This window comes from Bradyrhizobium sp. P5_C12, from assembly GCF_054049735.1.
In genome coordinates, this window is record NZ_JBFULU010000016.1 from 69483 (window position 1) to 89979 (window position 20497).

Genomic DNA, 20497 nt, shown 5'->3' on the forward strand with positions numbered 1-20497 from the left:
GACGTCTTGGTTGCTGATAGGTTAATGGCGGTGAGTGAGGACGAGGCCGACAATGTCAGAGCCCGAGACCAGCGGGACCCATCCCAGCCAGCCGCGCCCGGTGCGGCTGCGCGACGCGCTGCTGCGGGCGCGGATCGAGGCCGCCGACCGGACCGGCGTGGTCGTCGACCTCAGGGATGCCGAGGTGGCGCGGCTGGAGATCCTGAACGACGCGCTCGATCCCTTGTTCGCGCAGGTGCCCGAGCAGGTCGATTTGTTCGACCGCGGCATCAGCCAGGGCGATACGCCGCGGCTGTGGATCGACGTCGTCGCCCACATCCTGATGGGTCGCGACAAGCGGCTGTACCGCTTCGTCCAGGACACCCGATTCGGCCGCATCGTGCTCGCCGAATCGCACGACACGGCTGTCATCGTCGAGGCCGTGACCGACTATGTCGCGCGCCGCATGATCGAGCGCGAGCATGCCATGGTGGTCCTGCCCGAGCCGAAGCCCGCCACGCCGGAGCAGCCGCGCCGCTCGCGCGTGTGGCCGTTCGTGTTCGGCTTCATCCTCGGTGCAGCCGCATTGTTCGGCGTCGCCGTGCTTGCGGTCCTGCGGAGCTGGTGAATTCCTCTCCGCCGTCATTCCGGGGCGCGCGTCAGCGCGAACCCGGAATCCATTTATCCGCACATGCTGAGGCCCGATGGATTCCGGGCTCATGCTTCGCATGCCCCGGAATGACAGGCACCTCAAATCAACCTTGCATGCTTGATCTGGCGGACCTGCAGACCGGGATTGAGGCTCCGCACCGTCTGCTCGCAGCGCCAGCCGGCATTGTCCTTCTCGATCGCGAACAGATTGTAGGCGGCCGCGGGATAGCGCCCATGCGCGAGCGCGGAGGCCGACGGCACGCCGATTGCGGGAATGTTGCCGTTGGGGCCGTCGAACCACATGGTCGAATGAATGTGGTCGTGCCCGTGCAGGATCAGCTCGACACCGCGGCGCCTGATCAGCGCCAGCAGATCGGCCGAATCGGTCAGCCGCTTCTGGCGCGCCCTCGACTTCAGGGGGTGATGGACCAGCAGCACGCGAAAGACGTCCTCGGCCGCAAGCCGTTCGAGGATCTGTTCGAGGGCTGCGAGCTGGTCGCGCCCGAGCGTGCCGGTCGCCATCAACGGCAAGGTCGGCACCGCCGTGGACAGGCTGATCAGCGCCAGCGGTCCGCGCCGGCGGATGGCGGGGAAGCCGATGCTGCCGTCGTCGCCGGCAAGATAGGGCGCAAATGTCTCGCCAAAGCGATGATAGGTAGCGCGGACATAGGCGTCGTGATTGCCGGGAATCGTGGTGACGCGGTCGGGCGGGCCGACGCCGTCGAGCCACGCGCGTGCGGGGCCGAATTCTGCTTCCAATGCCAGGTTGACGAGGTCGCCGGTCACCGCGATGTGGTCGGGCGCCTGCGCCTGCATGTCGGCGACCAGCACGTCGAGCACCTCGCGGCGCTGGTACTTGTGGCGGTTGCGCGTCCAGTTGACATAGCCGAGCGCACGCTTGCCCGCGAGCTCGATCAGCCGCGGCTTCGGCAACGGCGGCAGATGCGGGTCGGACAGATGGGCGAGCGTGAAGGGGGCCATGGCGCGCGATTGCCTCGCAATTCCTGCGCTGTAATGGCAAGGTCGCGACATCAGCGCAAGGGAAGCCTGAAAAGGGACGTCAAGGGAGCCTGATGGGGGATCGTCTGGACTGGATGCGACGGAGATTCGAGCCGCTGCTGCGGCGAGTCTTCCACGCCTATTTCCTGCTTGTCCGCGGCATGACCCTCGGCGTCCGCGCCGTGGTGCTGGACGCCGACAACAGGGTCTTCCTGGTCAAGCACAGCTATGTCACCGGCTGGTATCTGCCCGGCGGCGGCGTCGATTTCGGCGAGACCATGGAGCAGGCGATGCGGCGCGAGCTCAAGGAGGAAGGCGATATCGATCTCACCGGCGAGGCCGTGCTGCACGGCATCTTCCTCAACAGCCACGTCTCCCGCCGCGACCATGTCGCGGTCTACGTGGTCAGGCATTTCCGGCAGGAGCGCCTGCCGCAGCCCAACCATGAAATCGTCGCATCCGGATTCTTCGCGGCCGGCGCGCTGCCCGAGGGGACCACGCCCGGCACGCGGCTGCGGCTCGCGGAAGTGCTCGACGGCACGCCGCTGATTGCGACGTGGCGGTGAGGGCGGGCTGTGCTAGTAACCGGCCGGAACGGGTGCCGCGGAAACCGGATGAAGATTGCAAAATTCGCCTTCGGCCTGATCTGCCTTGCGATCCTCGCCAGCAACATCGTCACGATGTCGCGCTGGAGCGAGGCGCGCGGGGTCTATGACGACATCTGCTATCTCCGGCAGGCGCATCTGTTCCAGCGCCTCGGCATCGGTGGGCTGAACACCAATGCCCTGTTGGATTACGATCATTATTTCGAGGACAAGATGAAGGAGATCGCGTTCGCCGAATGGCGCGACCCGATCCGCTGGCCCTGTCACAACCCGATGCCGAACGGCAAGGTGGTGATGCAATATCCGCCGGGGACCGGATTTCTGCTGGCGCTGTTTCCACAAGGCCACCAGGTGGTGCCGCTCTACATTGCCGCCAGCCTGATCGTCTGCGGTCTTGCGCTGCTCGGCATCTTCATGGCGCGAACGCTGCCTTCGATCGTGGGGGCGGGCGTATTCGGCGCGCTTGCCGTCTATCTCATGATCAATCCGGCGAAGGCGAGCTATTCGGTCGCGCCGACCATGGCGATCTCAGCCATCGCGGGATTCCTGACCGCCCTGTGGCTGACCAGGGACAAGCGCAGTGTCTTGCTGATCGCGCTGATCGGCCTCCTGCTCGGTGCCTCCGTCAATTTCAGATTGCCGAACGCGCTGCTCGCGGCCGGCTACTTCCTGTTCCTCGGCATTCCCTTCGTGTGGTCGCGCAAGCTTGCCACCTTCTTGCAGGGCCTCGGCTTCGGCGCCGGCGTGCTCGTCGGCATGGCGCCGACGCTGATCGCCCAGGCCATCAATGCCGGCAGCCCGTTCGCCACCACTTACGGCAGCGCCGACGTGGTCGCGCCGGCCTTCGACTTCGCCGTTCTCGGCCAATATCTGCGCGACATGCAGTTCGTGCTGATCGTGCTGGCGATCGGTTCGACGGCGTGGCTGTTGCGGGTGGGTGAGGGCAGCGTGCGGCAGGTCGCGCTCGTCGTCGCCAGCAATCTCGCGATCAACCTCGTCTTCTTCCTGAGTCATCCGGTCTTCACGCCCTACTATGTGGTGCCGATCGCGATGCTGTCTTTGTGGAGCGTGTCGTTTGCCTGGCTGATGCAGCCGGAAGAGGCGCGGCAGGCCGCGCCGCTGCGGCGCGCGCGGGCCAACCTGGGAGTTCTGCCGCGATGATGTCCACGCCATTTCGCATCGCGGTGCTGGTGCCCTGCTACAACGAGGAAGCGGCGGTCGCGACCGTCGTTGCCGATTTTCGCAAGGCGCTGCCCTCGGCCGAGATCTACGTCTACGACAACAATTCGCGCGACCGCACCGCTTCCGTCGCGCGCGAGGCCGGCGCGATCGTGCGCAGCGAGCGGCGGCAGGGCAAGGGCCACGTGGTCCGGCGCATGTTCGCGGATGTCGAGGCCGACGTCTACGTGCTGGTCGATGGCGATGCGACCTACGACGCGCCGAGCGCGCCCCGAATGATCGACAAGCTGCTCGACGATCATCTCGACATGGTGGTCGGCCTTCGCGTTGACCAGGTGCAAGCCGCCTACCGGCTCGGCCACCGCACCGGCAACCGCATGCTGACGGGCTTCCTGTCGTCGACCTTCGGACAGGAGTTCAAGGACATCCTGTCCGGCTACCGGATTTTTTCGCGCCGTTTCGTCAAATCCTTCCCCGTGCTCTCCGACGGTTTCGAGATCGAGACCGAGCTCGCGGTCTACGCGCTGGAATTGTCGCTGCCGGTCGCCGAGGTCGAGACGCCCTATTATGCGCGCCCGGAAGGCTCGTTCTCGAAGCTCAACACCTGGCGCGACGGTTTTAGCATCCTCGGCACCATCCTGAAGCTTTATCGCTCGGAGCGGCCGTTGCGATTCTTCACGGTGATCGGAATTCTGCTGGCGCTGGTCGCGATCATCCTCGCGATCCCGATTGTCATCACCTTCATCGAAACAGGTCTCGTGCCGCGCTTTCCGACGGCCATCCTGTCGATGGGATTGATGATCATGGCGCTGTTGTCGGTGTCGTCGGGGCTCGTGCTGGACACCGTGACGCGCGGGCGGCGGGAAATGAAGATGCTCGCCTATCTGTCCCAACCGGCGCTGAAAAGGGACTGAAGTCGGGGCTCGCTCCCATGGACCTCCGCATGCGCAAATGCTACTCCGCGACATAACATGAACGATCTCTCAGTCACCATTCTTCCCGAAGCCGCCGGCGACGCCCAGGCGATCGAGCGGTTGCACGAGCGCACCTTCGGCCCCGGCCGTTTCGTGCTCAGCGCCTATCGGATCCGCGAGCATGTCGACCATCTGCTCGACCTCTCCTTCACCGCCCGCATTGGCACGCTGCTGGTCGGCTCTGTGCGGCAGCTGCCGATCCTGGTCGGCGAGACGCCGGCGCTGCTGCTCGGGCCGCTCACGGTCGAGCCGCCGTTCCGCGGCCGCGGTGTCGGGCGGCTCCTGATGGAGCGCGCGCTGAAGGACGCGAAGGAGAAGGGTCACCGCCTGGTGCTGCTGGTCGGCGATGAGCCCTATTACAGCCGCGTCGGCTTCAAGCCGGTCGCCAAGGGCCGCGTCACCATGCCCGGCCCGGTCGACGCCGGCCGCATCCTGGTGTTCGAGCTCGTCGACGGCGCGTTCGAGGGCGTGTCGGGGGCGGTCGGCCCCGACTGGAGCAAGGCGCGGGGGTAGCTGTAGCCCGGATGGAGCCAACGGGTCGGCGCGAAGCGCCGCCCGATGACAGGCTCCGCGCAATCCGGGACGATGTCGCTATGCGGATAGAACCCGGATTACGCTACTGCTCCATCCGGGCTACGGGAGTATCGCAGATGCAGGTGAGGCCGGCTGATCCTGGTGAGATCGATCATCTCGCGCGGTTGTGGCACGACGTCTGGCACGAATCGCATGCGGCTTTTGCGCCGCCTGAGCTGATCCGCCTCCGCACGCTTGCGAGCTTTCGCGATCGGCTCGAGGCCGCGCTCCCCAATGTCTATGTTGTCGGCCCGGTCGGCGCGCCTCTCGGCCTATGTGTTCTCAGGGGTGAGGAATTGTATCAGCTGTTCGTGTCGACCGAAGCGCACGGCTCGGGCGTGGCTGCGGCGCTGATCGCCGATGCCGAGGCGAGGATGGCCGAGCGCGGCGTCGAGACGGCGTGGCTCGCATGCGCGATCGGAAACAATCGCGCTGCGCGGTTCTATGAGAAGAGCGGCTGGCACAGGGCCGGCACCTTCGTCATGTTGTCGGAAACGTCGAACGGTCCTTTCCCCGTGGACCAGTGGCGCTACGAGAAACGGCTCACGCGCTCAACGTGAGATATCAGACGCGCCTTCAGCTCGCCCATTATGTCGGCGGCGAGTCGAGATAGACATAAAGAGCCGCGATCTTGCCCTCGCGAGCAATGATGAAATCCACGCCGGTGTAAGCAGGCGTTTCGCCTTTCGGCCCCGATCCCCACGCCAGTCGTCCCGAATTGTGCAGAACCTGGGGCGCGCCGTGCGGCGTATAGACAAAATGCGGATGCGTCGCGCGGAGATCGCCGGCGAACTTGTCGAGCGCGTCGTGACCGACGAATGTGCCGGGCGGCGCGTACAGCACGCAGTCCTCGGTATAGAGTTCCTGAATGGCGCGCCTTCGGCGAGCCGGATCACCTTCACCGAATACGTCCGGAAGATTGCGGTTGAGCAGCGTCTCGATCCCGCTCACATCGGCGCCCGCCGATAGTGGCACGTTGGTCTTGCTGGCCTGTTGGTTCATCGGAAACTCCCTGTCTGTGGGGAGATGATGTGGTCGCTGGCTCAGCGACCGAAACAGAAATAATTGAAAGTCATCGTTTCAGTTTTTTGGGTATGGGCGATGGTGTCTACAAGCAGCCGAGGGTGTCGGGGCCCATAGGCCCCGACCGGAGCAAGGTCAGAACTTGAAGTTGGCGAACGCCCGCACGCCGATGCCGGGCATCAAGACCTCGTCCTTGGTGTAGGACACCGAGTTGCGGATGTTTTCGTTGAGCAGATTGTTGCCGACGAGGCCGGCTATCATCTCGTGCGCGCCGAACCAATGCGGATCGAGCTTGGTCTTGTAGCTCACCTCGGCCTTCAGCAAATTGTAGCCGGCCGTCGGCGTCTCCGCGATCACGGCGACGTTGTTCTGCGCGAAAGCGTGCAGCAGGTTGACGCGCATCAGCCAGTTGTCGTCGCGCCAGAACACGCCGCCGCCCAGCCGCACGGGCGGAATGCGCGGCACGTTGGTGCCGTCGGTGAAGGTGGCGCGGACCACGTCGAACTGGTTCTCGATGCCCCAGATGCCGCCCTGGAACGCGCCGACGTCGAGCTGGGACTGGAATTCGCCGCCGCGGAAGGTCGCGTCCCGCTGCGAATATCTCGCTTGCTGCAGCTCAAGCTGGTCCGGATTGGCGATGTCCACACAAGCCGCCTCGTCGCAGGTGTTGCCGGTCAATCGGCGGAATATGAATCCGTTGAACCTCGTGTAGTAGCCGGTGAGTTCGAATCGGAACGGCCCCGTCGCCCGCCGCAACCCGACCTCGATCGATTTTGCCGTTTCGATGCCGAGGTCTGGATTGCCGATGTCGAAGGTAGCGGTCGCGTCATGCGCGCCGCGCGAAAAGAGCTCTGCCGGTTTCGGCGCTCGTTCTACGTATTGACCGGTAATGCTGGCGACCAGATCCCACGGCAGATTCTGGAGCAGGCCAATGCTCGCACTTTTCGGCGTGAAGTTCAGGTTCCGCGACGTGGCAGGACCAATACTGGCAGGGTCGATGTTAACGTCGAACACGGGAGGGATGAATGCCGGCGTTGTCCCGGAGAGATTGACATGCTCGATGCGTCCGGCAATCTGCGCCTTGGTGGTCTCGCTGAATTTCAGCTCGTTGAAGACGTAGCCGGCGACCCTGTTGTTCTTGTTAGGGTCCCATAATCCGTTGAGTGGGCTGCCGGGATCGTCGGGGCTCGGCGCGGTCAATTCCTGGTGGCCGGCCTGGAAGCCGAACGCCGTCGTCACCTCGGCAAAGCGCGCGTTGAACGGCATCAGCTGCACCTCGGTGCGGATCTCCTGCTCCTTGTTGGTGAAGGTCTGCCGCACGCCGTCGGTGTTGGGATCGGCGGGATCGGCAAGGCCGATCTCGTTGTGCCGGTAATCGGTCGCGCCGGCCCAGAAGCGGACGGCGTCGATCGCGGCGGCGTCGGGATGGTATTCGCCCTTGACGTTGATCTTGGTCTGGTGCGCGTCGATCCGGGTGTTGTGGTCGGCGCCGTCGATGCCGGGGATATGGTAGAGCGAGTCGTTCTGGGTGATCGCCGCGCCGATATAGCCGCCCTGGAAGAAGTAGGAGCCGCCGAGCGAGGCGCCGTCCGAGCGCGTCGCCGAATTGGGCTGGCGCCCGTTCGTGATCGGTCGCGTCTGGTCGGTCAGGTACGGGTAGCTCGGGATGCCGTAATCCGTCGTGTTGCGGCCGTAGACGTCGGCGTGGAACGCGAAATTGCCGCCACCGGTATCGAGCAGCACGCCGCTTTCGACGCCGCGATCGACCGAGCTGAATGCGCTGCGCGTCTCGGCCGTGACGCAAGGCGCGGTCCCGGTGCTCGCGAGCGGCGCCTTGACCGGCAGGCCATAGCTCTGGAACGGTTGCGCGCCGCAGGTTGGCAGCGCGTCCGGAATCCGGTTGTTGGTCGCGCTGACGACGCCGCCGATCGAGGTCGAGCCATAGCGCAAGGCGGCCGGCCCGCGCACCACCTCGACCTGGTTGGTCGCGAGCGTATCGACCGGGACGAAATGATCCTCGCCGAGATCGGAGGCGCCGTTCGAATTGGTGCCGTTCTCGACGATGCCGACGCGGTTGACGTCGAGCCCCCGGATGACCGGCCGGCTGGAGGCGCCCGGCGCGAAGCTCGAGCCGGTGATGCCGGGCTTGGAGAACAGGAGATCGCCGAGCTGACCGCCGCCCTCGCGGCGGATCTCCTCGTTCGGCACCACGGTGACGGTGGCGAACTGGTTGGTCACGATCGGCAGCACGCCCTGTTGGGGCGAGGCGGCGGGCGGAGGTGTCGGCGTGGATTCGGCGGTGCGTTCGCGGTTGCGTGCAGGCGCAGGACGCGTGCCCCGGCTTGCGGTGCGCGACGGCACCACGGCCCGGCGCACGATGGGGCTGGGGGCCGTCACCGTCACCGCGGGAAGTTCGGTGGCTGCCGGCTTGTCCTGGGACGTGTTTTGGGCCAGCGCCGGAGTGGCGGCGGCGCCGAGCAGGAGCAGGCTTGCTCCGCCAAGGCGCTGCGCGCGTCGCAATTCAAATGACATGATCCTGATTCCAGTCAGGCGCCGTCCGCATGTGTGCTTGCTGATCGGAGGTGGCCTGCCGTCGCAGCGCGACGGAATTCGACTTCAACGGGTCCCGGGCGCGCCCAGGCGTGATCAAGCGTTGGAGGTCAGGACGCGGGAGGGGCGCGGGGCTGGAACGCCGCGCTGGCCGATTTCAGATGGACGAATTCGGCGTCGGTGGTGCGGTAGAGCAGTTCGACCGCCTGCGGCAGCAACAGCAACGGCGGCGTCGCGAACACGACGGTGCCCGCCATCGCCACCACGGCGCAGATCGCGCAATTGTCGTCGCCGGGATGCTCCCGGTCGGGACTCCCTGGCGATTGCTTCTGGGCCGCCGCGCGATCGATCGCAGCGGCGCCCTTGGTGCTGTCGGTCTGCTGGGACTGGACGAGAGGCGTCGCCTGCGCGAACCAGTGGCTGTGGCCGAACGTCAGCGCGAACTGCACCAGCATCGCGAACAACGCGAGCCGGGCGCCGTGCCTGATATTCGACCGGAACCACTTCATTTGGAAACGCCACCCCGCATCGCGAGCCGCCAATCCCCTGACGTCGCGATGTTATAATGTAACATCGCAGCATCGGTTAGCGGATGTCAACGGCGGTCATGCGATCTCGCGCGGGCGGCCGTGCGATGTGTCGTTCGGGCAACTACAAGGATTCAGCGTCCTTCGCGGACCCAGGTCGCGGCGAATGCGCCGAGCAGCAGCAGCAGCCCGATCAGGCCGGAGAAGATCGGCAGCACGCCGACGCCCTTCACCACGCTGGCGTCGCGCATCCGCACGCCCATCCAGCCGTCGCCATGGAACATGCTGGCCGAGCGCACCGGCACGACCCGGGGCAGCTCGACGCTGGCGCCGTCGACCACGCGCACGGCGTTGCCGCCGGTGGCCTGCGTCAGCGGCTTCAAGGTCTCGGTGGTGGAGGTGACTTCCGAAAACTCCTTCGGATTGGTCGGGCCGACATTGATCAGCGCCTTCAGCGTGCCGTCGGTCGCCTGCCACAGGCCGAGCTCGTTCGCAGGCAGGCTGGCGCGCCACTCGCCGGGGTCGCCGGCACTGAGCGTCAGGTCGCGCGATACACCGGAGGGCGAGGTCACGCTCACCGGCTGGACGCTGTCCGACATGGTCTGGCGCACCACCACGAGATCCTTGCCCTGCACCTGGAGGCGCAGCGCCTCTTCATCAAGATCCGGCTGCTTCATCAGCCAGTGCGACATCCGCCGCAAGAGATCGAGATGTGGACCGCCGCCCTCGTAGCCGCGCGCCCACAGCCAGATGTGGTCGGACAGCAGCAGCGCGACACGGCCTTCGCCGAAGCGAGACAGGAACAGCAGCGGCTTGCCGTCGACGCCCGTCATCACCGGCGGGTTGACGGAATTGCGGGTCTCGACGGTGCGGAAGAAGCGGCTCCAGCGCGGCGGCTCGGATGCCGAGCCTTCCAGCCCGCGCGTGACGGGATGGCGTTTGCCGACGTCGGACAGATGCGCGTAGAACGGTTTTTCGGTGACGCCGACGGGTTCTGCCGGCAGCACCGAATCCAGCGGCGTGCGCCAGATGCTGGTGTTCGAGGCATAGTCGGGGCCGGCCGAGACCAGCACCGCGCCGCCGGCGCGCACGTAGCGCGCGATGTTGTCGAAATAGGCGATCGGCAGCACGCCCTGGCGGGCATAGCGGTCGAAGATGATCAACTGGAATTCGTTGATCTTCTGCTGGAACAGCTCGCGGGTCGGAAACGCGATCAGCGACAATTCGTTGATCGGCGTGCCGTCCTGCTTCTCCGGCGGACGCAGGATGGTGAAGTGCACGAGATCGACGCTGGCGTCGGATTTCAGCAAATTGCGCCAGGTGCGCTCGCCGGAATGCGGCTCACCCGAGACCAGCAGCACGCGCAGCTTGTCGCGCACGCCGTCGATGGCGACGACCGCACGGTTGTTCACCGGTGTCAGTTCCCGCTCGAGCGGCGAAGCCTCGATCTCGACGATGTTCGGCCCCGCATGCTTGATGTCGACGTCGACGCTCGCGGTCTGGCCGCTCGACAGCGTGCGCTCGTTGATGACCTCGCCGTCCCTGCGGACCGTGACCTTGGCGCGCTCGCCGCTGACGCCCTGGTCGTCGAGGCGGTAGGTGATCGTCTGGTTCTGGCCGACGATGCCGAAGCGCGGCGCCGCCGTGATCGCGATGCGGCGGTCGCGCTCGTCCTTCTGTCCCGTGATCAGCGCGTGCACCGGCGCCTGGAAGCCGAGCGCGGCGGCATTGGCCGGGATGTCGTGGACGCGGCCGTCGGTGATCAGGAACGCGCCGGCGACGCGGTCGACCGGCACGTCCGACAATGCGGAGGCGAGCGCACCGAACAACCTTGTGCCGTCGGTTTCGCCATCGGCCTGTCCGGCATCGACGACGCGGACCTCGAGGCCCTTGATCTTCTTCAGGCCGTCGACCAGCGCCTCCTGCGCCTGTGCGGCCTCGCGGGTGCGGTTGCCGAAATTCTGGCTCGGGCTCTTGTCGACGACGACGGCCGCGATCGAGGTGAGGGGATCGCGGTCCTCGCGCGTGAAGGAGGGATTGGCGAGCGCCAGCAGGAACAGCGCCAGCGCCGCCACGCGCACGGCCGCTCCGCGCGCCCGCGCAAGCGCCAGCACGAGCGCGATGACGACGACCGCGGCGAGCGCCAGCCACAGCACGATCGCGGGAACCAGCGGCGTGAACGCAATGCCGTAATTCATCAGACAGACCTATCAACGTCATTCCGGGGCGATGCGAAGCATCGATCCCGGAATCCCGAGATTCCAGGTCTGGTCCTTCGGACCATCCCGGAATGACGGGGCGTGTGGCTCAAGCTCGTCACGCGCATCTCTATTGCCCCAGCCGTTCGATCAAGGCCGGCGCGTGCACCTGGTCGGCCTTGTAGTTGCCGGTCAGCGTGTACATCACGATGTTGACGCCGGCGCGGTAGGCGAATTCGCGCTGGCGCGGCTCGCCCGGCGTGAGCGGCAGCATCGGCTGGCCGTCGGGACGGATCGCCCAGGCACCGGCAAGATCGTTCGAGGTGATGATGATCGGGGAGACGCCGTCGCCGCCGCGCGCCGGCCGCTGTGCGCTCTCGTCGTCGTCCTCGCGCGGCAGCGTCTCGACCCAGGTCTGGCCGGAGTTGAAGCGGCCGGGGAAGTCGCGCAGCAGGTAGAAGGTCTTGGTCAGCACGTGCTCGCGCGGCACCGGCTCGAGCTCGGGCACGTCGAGCGAGGACAGGATCTCGCGCAGCGCCCGCATTCCCGGCGTCTGCGAGGCACTGTTGTCGCCGGGCGGCGCTTCGATCGCGTCGCGGGTGTCGAAGATCACGGTGCCGCCCTGCTTCATATAGGCGTCGATCTTGTTGATCGCGTCCTGCGGCGGCTTTGGCGCGCCCGGCACGATCGGCCAGTAGATCAGCGGGAAGAAGGCGAGCTCGTCGCGCGCGGGATCGACGCCGACGGGATCGCCGGCCTCGAGCGCGGTGCGCTGTGCCAGGAACAGCGTCAGTCCGGACAAGCCGGCCTTGACGATGGAATCGACGTCGGCATTGCCGGTGACGACATAGGCGAGGCGGGTCTGCGACACCGCCTTCATCGCGAACTCGTCCGCGGCGCCGTCGGCGCGCGAAGGCGTCGGCGAGAACGCCAACAGGCCGGCAAGCACCAGCCCGAGCACGATCATTGCAGGCGCGGCGCGGCGGCGCAGCAGCGCGGCGAGGCCGCCGCCCAGCACCGCGACGATGATGGCGTCGATCAGGAACAGCGCCAGCGCCGTCGACAGCAGCCAGCCGCGCAAATCGCGTGGCTCGGCATTGGTGTAGGTGGCGTGCCGGGCGCGCAGGCTCGCGGTGTTGAGCTGCGCGATGCGGTCGGCGGCGGCGAGCGTGTTCACGGCGAGCGGTCCTTCTGGCGGACCGTAAAAGCCCGGCGGATGATCGGGTGTGGCGCGGTCGCGATAATCCGCGGGCAACGGCTTTGCGGTGGCCGGCGGCGGGCCGAAGGCGCCGAAGCCGTCGAGAATGTGCAGCGGCGCCACCGTCTCGGTGCTCGCCTCGCCGGCAACGCCTGCGCCGGGCTTGGTGGTGTAGCCGGACATGTCGACGATCCGCCGCAGCATTTCGACGAAGGTGCCCGACATCGGCAGATCCGACCAGCGCATGTCGGCGCTGACGTGGAACAGGCTGACCAGGCCCTTGCCGCGATGCTCGCCGGTCACCAGCGGCGTGCCGTCTTCCAGCGAGGCCCAGCTCTTGGTGGCGAGCACGGCGTCGGGCTCGGCGAGAACCTGCCGGCTCACGGTGACGTCCTTGGGCACGACCACGCCGGTAAACGGCCCATCGGCGCTGAAGGTGGCCAGATGCTGCGGCTTCTCCCAGGTCAGGCTGCCGCCGAGCGTGCGGCCGCCCTTGCGCAGCTTGACCGGAACGAGATCGTCTTCGGCCTGCGCCAATCTGGGCCCGGCGAACCGCACCAGCACGCCGCCCTGGTCGATCCAGGCGTTGAGCCGTTCGCGCAGCTCGGGCGCGATGGTGCCGACGTCGGCCAGAATGATCATCGGCAGCTTCTGGTCGAGGAATTGCGTGATGCCCTGCTGCGGCGAGCCCTTGTCCGCGAGCCGCACGTCGGCGAACGGCGCCAGCGCGCGGGTGAGATAGAAGGTCGGTGCCAGCAGCGGCTGCGCGGTCTCGCTGGTCGCACCGGAGACGATGCCGATGGCGCGCCGGCGCCAGCGCTTGTCCAGCAGCTGCACCGCGCCGGCCGAGCGCTCGCCGGAGATCTCGAGCCGCGTGATGTCGTTGCGCAGCTCGACCGGCAGGTCGAACGCCGCTTCGGTTTCCTTGTCCTGCGGGCCGAAGCTGTAGCGCGCCTCGCCGATCGGCGAGCCCTTCTGGTCCAGCGCCCGCACGGTGCCGGCGGTGATGCCGCTGTCGGTGCGCAGCACCTTCACCGTCATTTTCGCCGCCGCGTTCTCCGCTGCGGCCAGCGCCAGCGGGGAGGAGGTGCCGCCTTCGAACACCGTCAAGCTGCGATCTCCGATGGTCTTGCCGAGGCCTTGCACAAACTCCTCGCCGCGGCCGGTGTCGACGCTGTCCGACAGCCAGGCGATCTCGCAGTCGCCGGTCGCTTTCAGAAAACGATCGATCGCGGTGAGGGTTTCCACGCGTTCGATGGAATAGGGTTTTGGCGTGAGCTGCCGCAGCGCCACGCGCGCAGCACCCGCCGGCATCAGCGTGATGTCGCGGTTCGGCTCGGACAGCGGCACCAGCGCGATGGCGCGGCGGTCATTCTCGGCATTGGCGATCAGCTCGTCGGCGGCCCTGATCCGGATGTCCCAGTTCGAAGCCGCGCTCCAGCCGTCGTCGAACATGATCATCAATGGCGCCTTGCTGGAGGCGAGGCCTGTTTGCGGATTCCAGATCGGGCCGGCGGCGGCGAAAATGACGAGGGCCGCAGCCAAAAGCCGCAGCGCGGTCAGCCACCACGGCGTCCGCGAGGGCGTCTCTTCCCTCGGCGCGATGTCGAACAACAGCCGTGTCGGCGGAAACTCGATGCGGCGCGGCCGCGGCGGCATCACGCGCAGCAGCCACCACAGCACCGGCAGGCTGACGAGGCCGATCAGGAGCAGCGGTTCGGTGAAGGCGAGCGGCAATCCCATCATGCTGCCGGCCCCGCCTTGATCGTCGTGGTGCGGGCGCCCGACTTGCTCACCTGCATGCCGGCATGCAGGAACAGCAGCAGTTCGGCGGCGGAACGGTCGGTCGAATGGGTCGCGAACAGCCAGTCGAGCCTGTTGGTCTCGGCGCGGATCTGGTCGCGGTGCAGTGCAAGCCGCGCGGTGTAATCCTGCACCCAGCTCTCGGCCCGGCCGGCGGTGATCACGCCGAACCCTTCGGGCTCGACGAACTCGATGCGGCCGGAATAGGGGAAGGACTCTTCGGCGGGATCGACGACCTGCACCAGCGTGCCATGCGCGCCGGAGCCGGCCAGACCGGCGAGCGTCGCTGTGATCTCCGCGACCGGCGACCAGAAATCCGATAGCACGATCGTCTCCGCCAGCGCCGAGGGCACGAAGGAGGGCGGCAGGCTCAGCCGTTCGGCGTCGTCATGCAGCATCGCCTGCGCCATCTTGTCGATGACACTGCGGCTCGCGGTCGGCGCCATCAGCCCGGGAATGCCGACGCGCTCGCCGCCCGAGACCAGCAGCTCGGCCAGCGCAAAGGCGACGATCAGCGTGCGCTCGAGCTTGGATTCGCGGGCCTGCTTCGAGGCGAAGGCCATCGACGGCGAGCGGTCGGGCCAGATCCACACCGTGTGCGAGGCTTCCCATTCGAGCTCGCGGACATAGAGATGGTCGTCGCGCGCCGAGCGCCGCCAGTCGACGTTCTGCGACGGCTCGCCCGAGACGAAGCGGCGGTATTGCCAGAAATTTTCGCCGGAGCCGGCGCGGCGCCTTCCGTGCAGGCCGTGGATGACGTTGGCGGCGATACGGCGGGCCTCGAGCACCAGGCGCGGCAGCGAAGCGGCGAGCGTGCGGCTTTCGCCATCGGCACGTCGGATCGCGATGATCTCCTTTGCTGTGTGCCCGTTGTCTGCGGCCATCAACCGATCCGTGTCTTCAACTGCCGGATCACGTCCGGAATCGTCCGACCTTCGGCCCGCGCCTGGAAGGTCAGCGCCATGCGGTGCTTCAGAATGGGTTCGGCGAGGTCGAGCACGTCGTCGATCGAGGGCGCAAGGCGTCCGTCGATCAGCGCACGCGCGCGCACCGCGAGCATCAGCGACTGGCTGGCGCGCGGGCCCGGGCCCCAGGCGATGAACTTGCCGGTCTCGCCGCTGTCCGGACCCGGACGGGCCGCGCGCACCAGCGACAGGATCGCCTCCACGACGGAATCGCCGACCGGCAGGCGGCGGACCAGCCGCTGCGCCGTGATCAGCGCATCCGCCGTCATCGAGCCCCGCGCCAGCGTCTCGTCGGCACCGGTGGTCTCGAACAGGATGCGGCGCTCGGCGTCGCGATCGGGATAATCGACGTCGATCTCCATCAGGAAGCGGTCGAGCTGCGCCTCGGGCAGCGGATAGGTGCCTTCCTGCTCCAGCGGATTTTGTGTCGCGAGCACGTGGAACGGCTTCGGCAGATCGTGGCGCGCGCCGGCAACGGTGATGTGCTGCTCCTGCATCGCCTGCAACAGCGCCGATTGCGTGCGCGGGCTGGCGCGGTTGATCTCGTCGGCCATCAGCAGCTGCGCGAAGACGGGACCGGAGATGAAGCGGAAGGAGCGCTTGCCGGCGGTGCTTTCGTCGAGCACTTCGGCGCCGAGAATGTCCGACGGCATCAGATCGGGCGTGAACTGGATGCGCTTGGCGTCGAGGCCCAGCGTGACGCCGAGCGTCTCGACCAGCTTGGTCTTGGCGAGGCCGGGCACGCCGATCAAGAGCGCATGGCCGCCGGAGAGGATGGTGACCAGCGTGTTCTCGATCACCCGGTCCTGGCCGAAGATGACGGAAGCGATCGCGTCCTTGGCCGCGCGAATTTGACCAGATACCTGCTCGGCCGAACGGACGATCCCGTCCTCGAGTTTCTCGACACTTTCCGCCATCCGTCAGCTCCTTACGTCCGCCACGCGGCTCGCTTGCGTCGTCAAATCATCTCATCACGTCGGATCATGGGCCTATGCTAGACTTGCAGGAAGGCCATGTATTCGTTGAATTAACCTATCCCCACCTTATCGGCTTCGGGATATGTAGGGCATCACGAAGTGGCGACCTCCACACCGGGCTAATCCGGGGTGGAACCGCACATCGACATACGACGTAGACTTACAAATCAGACCTGCACCAATCGTGCCAAATGACAAAGTCAGGGCAAACCATGGCGAACCAAGGGCAGAGTGCCGATCGCGGTCTCGAGGGGCTGACTGCCGCCGCCAAAAGTGCTGCCAACGCAGAAGGCGTCAAAAAAGGACTACCTCCTGTGCATCTGTGGAATCCGCCGTTTTGCGGCGATCTCGACATTCGAATCGCCTCGGATGGTACATGGTTCTACATGGGCACGCCAATCGGCCGGCCCGCGCTGGTGCGCCTGTTTTCGACGGTCCTGAAGCGCGAAGGCGAGAAGCACTTTCTCGTCACGCCGGTGGAGAAGGTCGGCATCCGCGTCGACGATGCGCCGTTCATGGCGGTCGAGATGCTGAAGGACGGCGAGAACGACCATCGCGTGCTCCGCTTCCGCACCAATGTCGACGACTGGGTCACCTGCGACGCCGCACACCGGCTGCGCTTCGAGCAGGCCGGGGACGGCGGGCTGACTCCTTATCTGCACGTGCGCGCCGATCTCTGGGCCAAGGTCACCCGCGCGCTCTATTACGATCTGGTTGACATGGGCGAGGAGCGGATGGTCGATGGCCAGCCGATGTTCGGCGTCGAGTCGGCCGGCGAATTCTTCGCCATGGCCGACGCGGAGCAGGTGAGGGCCGCGCTTTGAACAAGCCTATTCCGAGGAACGAGCCCGTCGCGGTCGGTGCGGCCGATTTCTTCGCCCGCTCCAGGGCGCGGCTCGGCTTCGACGTTCCGCCCGGCCTGTACGATCCGAACATCGTTCCGGCCTCGGGCGATCCCGGTACCGACAAGATGCTTGAGATCGTCGCGCGCGAGCGGCCGGTGCGGCCGGCAGCGGTGCTGATCGCGGTGGTCGACCATCCCGAGCCGACCGTCCTCTTGACGCAGCGTTCGGCGCATCTGAATGACCATGCCGGCCAGATCGCCTTTCCCGGCGGCAAGATCGATGCGACCGACAGGTCCCCGCTCGATGCGGCGCTGCGCGAGGCCGAGGAGGAGGTCGGCCTGTCCAGAGACTTCGTCGAGCCGATCGGCTATCTCGATCTCTACGGCACCGCCTTCGGCTTCCGTATCCTGCCGACCGTTGCCAGGGTGCGGCCTGGGTTTGAGCTGACGATCAACCATTCCGAGGTTGATGATGCGTTCGAAGTGCCGCTATCCTTCCTGATGAACCCGGTGAACCATCAGGTGCACAGCAAGGAATTCCGCGGCATGGAGCGGTTCTACTACGCCATGCCGTTCGCGGAACGCTACATCTGGGGTGCGACGGCCGGAATGCTGCGTGTGCTTTATGAGCGGATCTATTCATCATGATCCGGCCGGTTTTGACCGAGATCGGAATTTTCCTCGTCCCCTTTGTCGTCTATGCGCTGTTCCTGGCCGCCACCCGTTCCGGACTGTTCGTGCAATCGTCCTGGCCGATCACCATCGTCGCGCGCCTTGCCCTGGTGGCGCTCGTCCTGGTGATCGCAGGGCTGATCGGGTTTGCGCATTTCTCCGGCGCCGCGCCGGATTCGACGTACATTCCTGCCCATATCGAGAACGGCAAGCTGGTGCCGGGCAGGGAAAAATAAGGGCCGAACGATGAGCGCGGAGCCGATACTCGCCGATGCGCCCTGGCTGACCGCAGGCGGGACCGCGCGCGTCCTGCAGCTCCTGAACGCGGAGGGCGAGGAGGCGCGCGTGGTCGGTGGCGCCGTCCGCAACGCGCTGCTCGATCTGCCGCCGGGCGACATCGACATCGCGACCACGGCGCTGCCGGACGAGGTGATGCGGCGCGCCAAGGCTGCCGGCATCAAGGGCGTGCCGACCGGCATCGACCACGGCACCGTCACGCTCGTCATCGACGGGCAGCCCTATGAGGTCACGACGCTGCGCGAGGACACCGAGACGTTCGGGCGCAAGGCCAAGGTCGCCTTCGGCCGCGACTGGGTGAAAGACGCCGAGCGGCGCGACTTCACCATGAACGGGCTCTCGGTCGACGCAGCCGGAATAGTCTACGACTATGTCGGCGGCATTGCCGACGCCGCCGCGCGGCGCGTGCGCTTCATCGGCGATCCCGACCAGCGCATCGCCGAGGATTATCTGCGCGTCCTGCGCTTCTTCCGCATCCACGCCGCCTTCGGCGCCGGCGAGCCCGACCGCGACGGCTATCTCGCCTGCATCCGCGGCCGCGGAGGCCTCGCGAGCCTGTCGGCCGAACGGGTGCGCATGGAGATGCTGAAGCTGCTGGTCGCGGCCGGCGCGTCTGCAGCAGGGCTCGCAATGGCCGAGGGCGGATTGCTGCAAGCGCTGATCGGCGGCGTCGCCTACACCGGACCATTGTCGGCGATGATCGCGATCGAACGCGCGCTCGGCCTGCCGGCAAGCAGCACCCGGCGCCTGGCCGCGCTGACGGTCGCCGTGACCGAGGATGCAAAACGCGTCGCCGCGCGCTTGAGGCTCTCCAACGCCGAAGCCAAGGCGCTGGATTCGATGGGGCATCGCTGGTGGCGCTTCGCCGCCAAGGACGAGGCCCATGCCCGGCGGCTGTTGTACCGGCTGGGGGCCGGGCCCTATCACGATCGCGTGTTGCTGGGCTGGGCGAGGAATGGCGGCGATGTGACATCGTCGCACTGGCGCGAGCTCGCCGAGCTGCCGCAGCGCTGGACCGCGCCGAAATTTCCGCTTCGCGCCGCCGACTTCATCGCGCGCGGGATGGCGGAAGGGCCGGCACTTGGGCATGTGTTGACGCTCGCCGAGGACGCTTGGCTTGCAGCCGATTTTCCACTGGAGGAAGCCGCGCTCGCTTCCATCGCGGATCAAGCTGCGGCCCGCGTCAGCCGCGAACGGAAAACGTGACCATCGTCTCAGGCTTCGCCGATATCTCGATTTTGCAGCTTCTGCTGGTCGCGTTGATGGCGTTGTTCCAACTTGGCGAAACCGGCGCGCCGGTGCCCGACTGCAAATCCAATCATGTACCGCTGTGGTTCGTTCCTATTCGATATTGCGTCGGTGAGCAGCCGAAGTGATCGCGGAAGCGGCGATTGAAGTAAGTCACTTCATTGAAGCCGCAGGCAAAGGCGATGTCACTCACCTTCGTGTCGTCGTAGCGAACGTCCGACAACATGGCCCGCGCCTTCAGCAAGCGCAGTTCAAGTACGCGCTCGGAGAATGTCGCGCCGCTTTCGAGTAGCAAATCGCTCACATAGCGGCGCGATAGACTGAGAGCATCCGCGATGGCCGTGATCGACAGAGACGGCTCGGCGAAGCGTTTCTCAATGATTGCGATCAGTTCGCGCTGCCGCGCGGCGCGCAAGCCGCGTTCCGCCGCGATCTCCGCGACTTCGCCGCGCGCGCCGAGCGCCAACACGATCAAGTCTCCGAGCATCGCCTTGGCGCGCCGCGTCAACTCCGGGTCTTCGTAGACTTCATCGGCTTCAAGGAGAAAATTGATGGTGCGTTCGAGATGCCGTACCGCCGGATTGGCCGGGTCGAGCAACATTGCCGCACGATGATCGGCATGTGGAACAAGTTTCAGAATTTGCGCACGAGGTATGGAGGTCAAATTCCACGCTGTGAGGCCGTTCGTAAAGCTCGAGACCGGTTGGGCGATGTTGAAGGCAACGACACTTCCCGGTTGCAGCTCAAACCCCTGGTTTCCGACCGTCCATAATTGCGGCTGGGGGCTGCGATAAAAGCCCACAAAAATGTCGTCGCGATCATTGGCCACGTGCTTGCGCGTGCGCACGTAGTGTTCCGTCGTCGTGGCAAACCGGCCGACGCTCAATTCGCCAAGAAGAACATTCTTCGATGCGGTATAGAATGGCTTGTCCTCGGCGTGCTTCATGTCCGCCTTGCCGAGTTGTTCCATCCATATGTCGTGCCACAGGCGGAATCGGGCCTTGTCGTTCAGGTGGGATGGAAGCTGGTCCGATGAAAATTCTACCTTCGGCATATCCGTCCATAATCCTCGCGTGCCGGTTCCATTGCTATCATGAGGCCGCGCGAATGGCATCCACCCATCAGTCCATCGACGTGATGCAAAAGCGGACCGCCGTGCATTCCAGGTCAAGTTCGGTGCCGGATAGGTCAAGTTTTCGGCTGCCGACCGTTGCGCCGAAATCACATTCGCCGGC

19 protein-coding genes are annotated in these 20497 nt (G+C 66.1%); 10 read left to right on the forward strand and 9 right to left on the reverse strand.

Features of this window, described 5'->3' with window-relative positions; translation table 11 throughout:
• Positions 1–52 precede the first annotated feature (52 nt).
• Positions 53–607 carry a hypothetical protein gene (locus ACXJMY_RS16700; protein WP_456620425.1) on the forward strand — a complete coding sequence of 185 codons (555 nt, stop codon included), beginning with the start codon at positions 53–55 and terminating at the stop codon, positions 605–607.
• Positions 608–729: 122 nt separating this feature from the next.
• Here the strand turns inward: ACXJMY_RS16700 and ACXJMY_RS16705 are convergent, their stop codons facing one another.
• Positions 730–1611: a metallophosphoesterase family protein gene (locus ACXJMY_RS16705; protein ID WP_456620426.1), complete on the reverse strand. Its 882-nt coding sequence runs from the start codon at positions 1609–1611 to the stop codon at positions 730–732.
• A 92-nt stretch (positions 1612–1703) separates the two neighbouring features.
• Between ACXJMY_RS16705 and ACXJMY_RS16710 the strand changes: the two genes are divergently transcribed.
• From ACXJMY_RS16710 to ACXJMY_RS16730, 5 genes are all read left to right on the forward strand, one after another.
• On the forward strand, positions 1704–2195 hold the full coding sequence (locus ACXJMY_RS16710; protein ID WP_456620427.1) for an NUDIX domain-containing protein: 492 nt from the start codon (positions 1704–1706) through the stop codon (positions 2193–2195).
• A 48-nt stretch (positions 2196–2243) separates the two neighbouring features.
• Positions 2244–3395 (forward strand): hypothetical protein, encoded by a 1152-nt coding sequence (locus tag ACXJMY_RS16715; RefSeq protein WP_456620428.1) that lies wholly within the window; start codon positions 2244–2246, stop codon positions 3393–3395.
• Positions 3392–4327, forward strand: a complete 936-nt coding sequence (locus ACXJMY_RS16720; protein WP_456620429.1) for a glycosyltransferase family 2 protein — start codon at positions 3392–3394, stop codon at positions 4325–4327. Before ACXJMY_RS16715 ends, ACXJMY_RS16720 begins: the two co-directional genes overlap by 4 nt.
• 57 nt (positions 4328–4384) lie before the next feature.
• Positions 4385–4900, forward strand: a complete 516-nt coding sequence (locus ACXJMY_RS16725) for a GNAT family N-acetyltransferase (protein ID WP_456620430.1) — start codon at positions 4385–4387, stop codon at positions 4898–4900.
• 137 nt (positions 4901–5037) lie between these two features.
• Complete coding sequence (locus ACXJMY_RS16730) at positions 5038–5520, forward strand: N-acetyltransferase family protein (protein WP_456620431.1); 483 nt, start codon at positions 5038–5040, stop codon at positions 5518–5520.
• Positions 5521–5548: 28 nt separating this feature from the next.
• Here the strand turns inward: ACXJMY_RS16730 and ACXJMY_RS16735 are convergent, their stop codons facing one another.
• From ACXJMY_RS16735 to ACXJMY_RS16765, 7 genes are all read right to left on the reverse strand, one after another.
• The gene (locus tag ACXJMY_RS16735; RefSeq protein WP_456620432.1) at positions 5549–5962 is read right to left on the reverse strand and encodes a nuclear transport factor 2 family protein; all 414 of its coding nucleotides are present in this window, start codon (positions 5960–5962) and stop codon (positions 5549–5551) included.
• 156 nt (positions 5963–6118) lie between these two features.
• Entirely contained in the window at positions 6119–8515 is a 2397-nt protein-coding gene (locus ACXJMY_RS16740) for a TonB-dependent receptor (protein ID WP_456620433.1), read from the reverse strand.
• 128 nt (positions 8516–8643) lie between these two features.
• Positions 8644–9042, reverse strand: a complete 399-nt coding sequence (locus ACXJMY_RS16745) for a DUF2946 domain-containing protein (RefSeq protein ID WP_456620434.1) — start codon at positions 9040–9042, stop codon at positions 8644–8646.
• 152 nt (positions 9043–9194) lie between these two features.
• Positions 9195–11258, reverse strand: a complete 2064-nt coding sequence (locus ACXJMY_RS16750) for a hypothetical protein (protein WP_456620435.1) — start codon at positions 11256–11258, stop codon at positions 9195–9197.
• A 130-nt stretch (positions 11259–11388) separates the two neighbouring features.
• Complete coding sequence (locus tag ACXJMY_RS16755) at positions 11389–14202, reverse strand: DUF4159 domain-containing protein (protein ID WP_456620436.1); 2814 nt, start codon at positions 14200–14202, stop codon at positions 11389–11391.
• A complete protein-coding gene (locus ACXJMY_RS16760; RefSeq protein ID WP_456620437.1) occupies positions 14199–15143 on the reverse strand; it encodes a DUF58 domain-containing protein in 945 nt (314 codons plus the stop codon). The genes ACXJMY_RS16755 and ACXJMY_RS16760 overlap by 4 nt, the downstream gene beginning before the upstream one ends.
• The gene (locus ACXJMY_RS16765) at positions 15143–16141 is read right to left on the reverse strand and encodes an AAA family ATPase (RefSeq protein ID WP_456620438.1); all 999 of its coding nucleotides are present in this window, start codon (positions 16139–16141) and stop codon (positions 15143–15145) included. Before ACXJMY_RS16765 ends, ACXJMY_RS16760 begins: the two co-directional genes overlap by 1 nt.
• A 272-nt stretch (positions 16142–16413) precedes the next feature.
• On the opposite strand from ACXJMY_RS16765, the gene ACXJMY_RS16770 reads away from it, so the two are divergent.
• From ACXJMY_RS16770 to ACXJMY_RS16785, 4 genes are read left to right on the forward strand one after another with little or no spacing between them, the layout of a single operon-like run.
• The gene (locus tag ACXJMY_RS16770) at positions 16414–17025 is read left to right on the forward strand and encodes a DUF1285 domain-containing protein (RefSeq protein WP_456620439.1); all 612 of its coding nucleotides are present in this window, start codon (positions 16414–16416) and stop codon (positions 17023–17025) included.
• Entirely contained in the window at positions 17022–17693 is a 672-nt protein-coding gene (locus tag ACXJMY_RS16775) for a CoA pyrophosphatase (RefSeq protein WP_456620440.1), read from the forward strand. The genes ACXJMY_RS16770 and ACXJMY_RS16775 overlap by 4 nt, the downstream gene beginning before the upstream one ends.
• Positions 17690–17953: a DUF6111 family protein gene (locus ACXJMY_RS16780; protein WP_456620441.1), complete on the forward strand. Its 264-nt coding sequence runs from the start codon at positions 17690–17692 to the stop codon at positions 17951–17953. Before ACXJMY_RS16775 ends, ACXJMY_RS16780 begins: the two co-directional genes overlap by 4 nt.
• A 10-nt stretch (positions 17954–17963) precedes the next feature.
• Complete coding sequence (locus tag ACXJMY_RS16785) at positions 17964–19220, forward strand: CCA tRNA nucleotidyltransferase (RefSeq protein ID WP_456620442.1); 1257 nt, start codon at positions 17964–17966, stop codon at positions 19218–19220.
• A gap of 112 nt (positions 19221–19332) precedes the next feature.
• Here ACXJMY_RS16785 and ACXJMY_RS16790 read toward each other — a convergent pair whose 3' ends face one another.
• Entirely contained in the window at positions 19333–20316 is a 984-nt protein-coding gene (locus tag ACXJMY_RS16790) for an AraC family transcriptional regulator (RefSeq protein WP_456620443.1), read from the reverse strand.
• Positions 20317–20497: the final 181 nt, after the last annotated feature.

Excerpts from the sequence above, each read along its gene's own strand:
- ACXJMY_RS16700 (WP_456620425.1), top strand. The coding sequence starts at position 53 with ATGTCAGAGCCCGAGACCAGCGGGACCCATCCCAGCCAGCCGCGCCCG.
- ACXJMY_RS16765 (WP_456620438.1), bottom strand. The coding sequence starts at position 16,141 with ATGGCGGAAAGTGTCGAGAAACTCGAGGACGGGATCGTCCGTTCGGCC.
- ACXJMY_RS16730 (WP_456620431.1), top strand. The coding sequence starts at position 5,038 with ATGCAGGTGAGGCCGGCTGATCCTGGTGAGATCGATCATCTCGCGCGG.
- ACXJMY_RS16745 (WP_456620434.1), bottom strand. The coding sequence starts at position 9,042 with ATGAAGTGGTTCCGGTCGAATATCAGGCACGGCGCCCGGCTCGCGTTG.
- ACXJMY_RS16755 (WP_456620436.1), bottom strand. The coding sequence starts at position 14,202 with ATGATGGGATTGCCGCTCGCCTTCACCGAACCGCTGCTCCTGATCGGC.
- ACXJMY_RS16785 (WP_456620442.1), top strand. The coding sequence starts at position 17,964 with ATGAGCGCGGAGCCGATACTCGCCGATGCGCCCTGGCTGACCGCAGGC.
- ACXJMY_RS16710 (WP_456620427.1), top strand. The coding sequence starts at position 1,704 with ATGGGGGATCGTCTGGACTGGATGCGACGGAGATTCGAGCCGCTGCTG.
- ACXJMY_RS16770 (WP_456620439.1), top strand. The coding sequence starts at position 16,414 with ATGGCGAACCAAGGGCAGAGTGCCGATCGCGGTCTCGAGGGGCTGACT.
- ACXJMY_RS16715 (WP_456620428.1), top strand. The coding sequence starts at position 2,244 with ATGAAGATTGCAAAATTCGCCTTCGGCCTGATCTGCCTTGCGATCCTC.
- ACXJMY_RS16790 (WP_456620443.1), bottom strand. The coding sequence starts at position 20,316 with ATGCCGAAGGTAGAATTTTCATCGGACCAGCTTCCATCCCACCTGAAC.
- ACXJMY_RS16780 (WP_456620441.1), top strand. The coding sequence starts at position 17,690 with ATGATCCGGCCGGTTTTGACCGAGATCGGAATTTTCCTCGTCCCCTTT.
- ACXJMY_RS16750 (WP_456620435.1), bottom strand. The coding sequence starts at position 11,258 with ATGAATTACGGCATTGCGTTCACGCCGCTGGTTCCCGCGATCGTGCTG.
- ACXJMY_RS16705 (WP_456620426.1), bottom strand. The coding sequence starts at position 1,611 with ATGGCCCCCTTCACGCTCGCCCATCTGTCCGACCCGCATCTGCCGCCG.
- ACXJMY_RS16725 (WP_456620430.1), top strand. The coding sequence starts at position 4,385 with ATGAACGATCTCTCAGTCACCATTCTTCCCGAAGCCGCCGGCGACGCC.
- ACXJMY_RS16720 (WP_456620429.1), top strand. The coding sequence starts at position 3,392 with ATGATGTCCACGCCATTTCGCATCGCGGTGCTGGTGCCCTGCTACAAC.
- ACXJMY_RS16740 (WP_456620433.1), bottom strand. The coding sequence starts at position 8,515 with ATGTCATTTGAATTGCGACGCGCGCAGCGCCTTGGCGGAGCAAGCCTG.
- ACXJMY_RS16735 (WP_456620432.1), bottom strand. The coding sequence starts at position 5,962 with ATGAACCAACAGGCCAGCAAGACCAACGTGCCACTATCGGCGGGCGCC.
- ACXJMY_RS16760 (WP_456620437.1), bottom strand. The coding sequence starts at position 15,143 with ATGGCCGCAGACAACGGGCACACAGCAAAGGAGATCATCGCGATCCGA.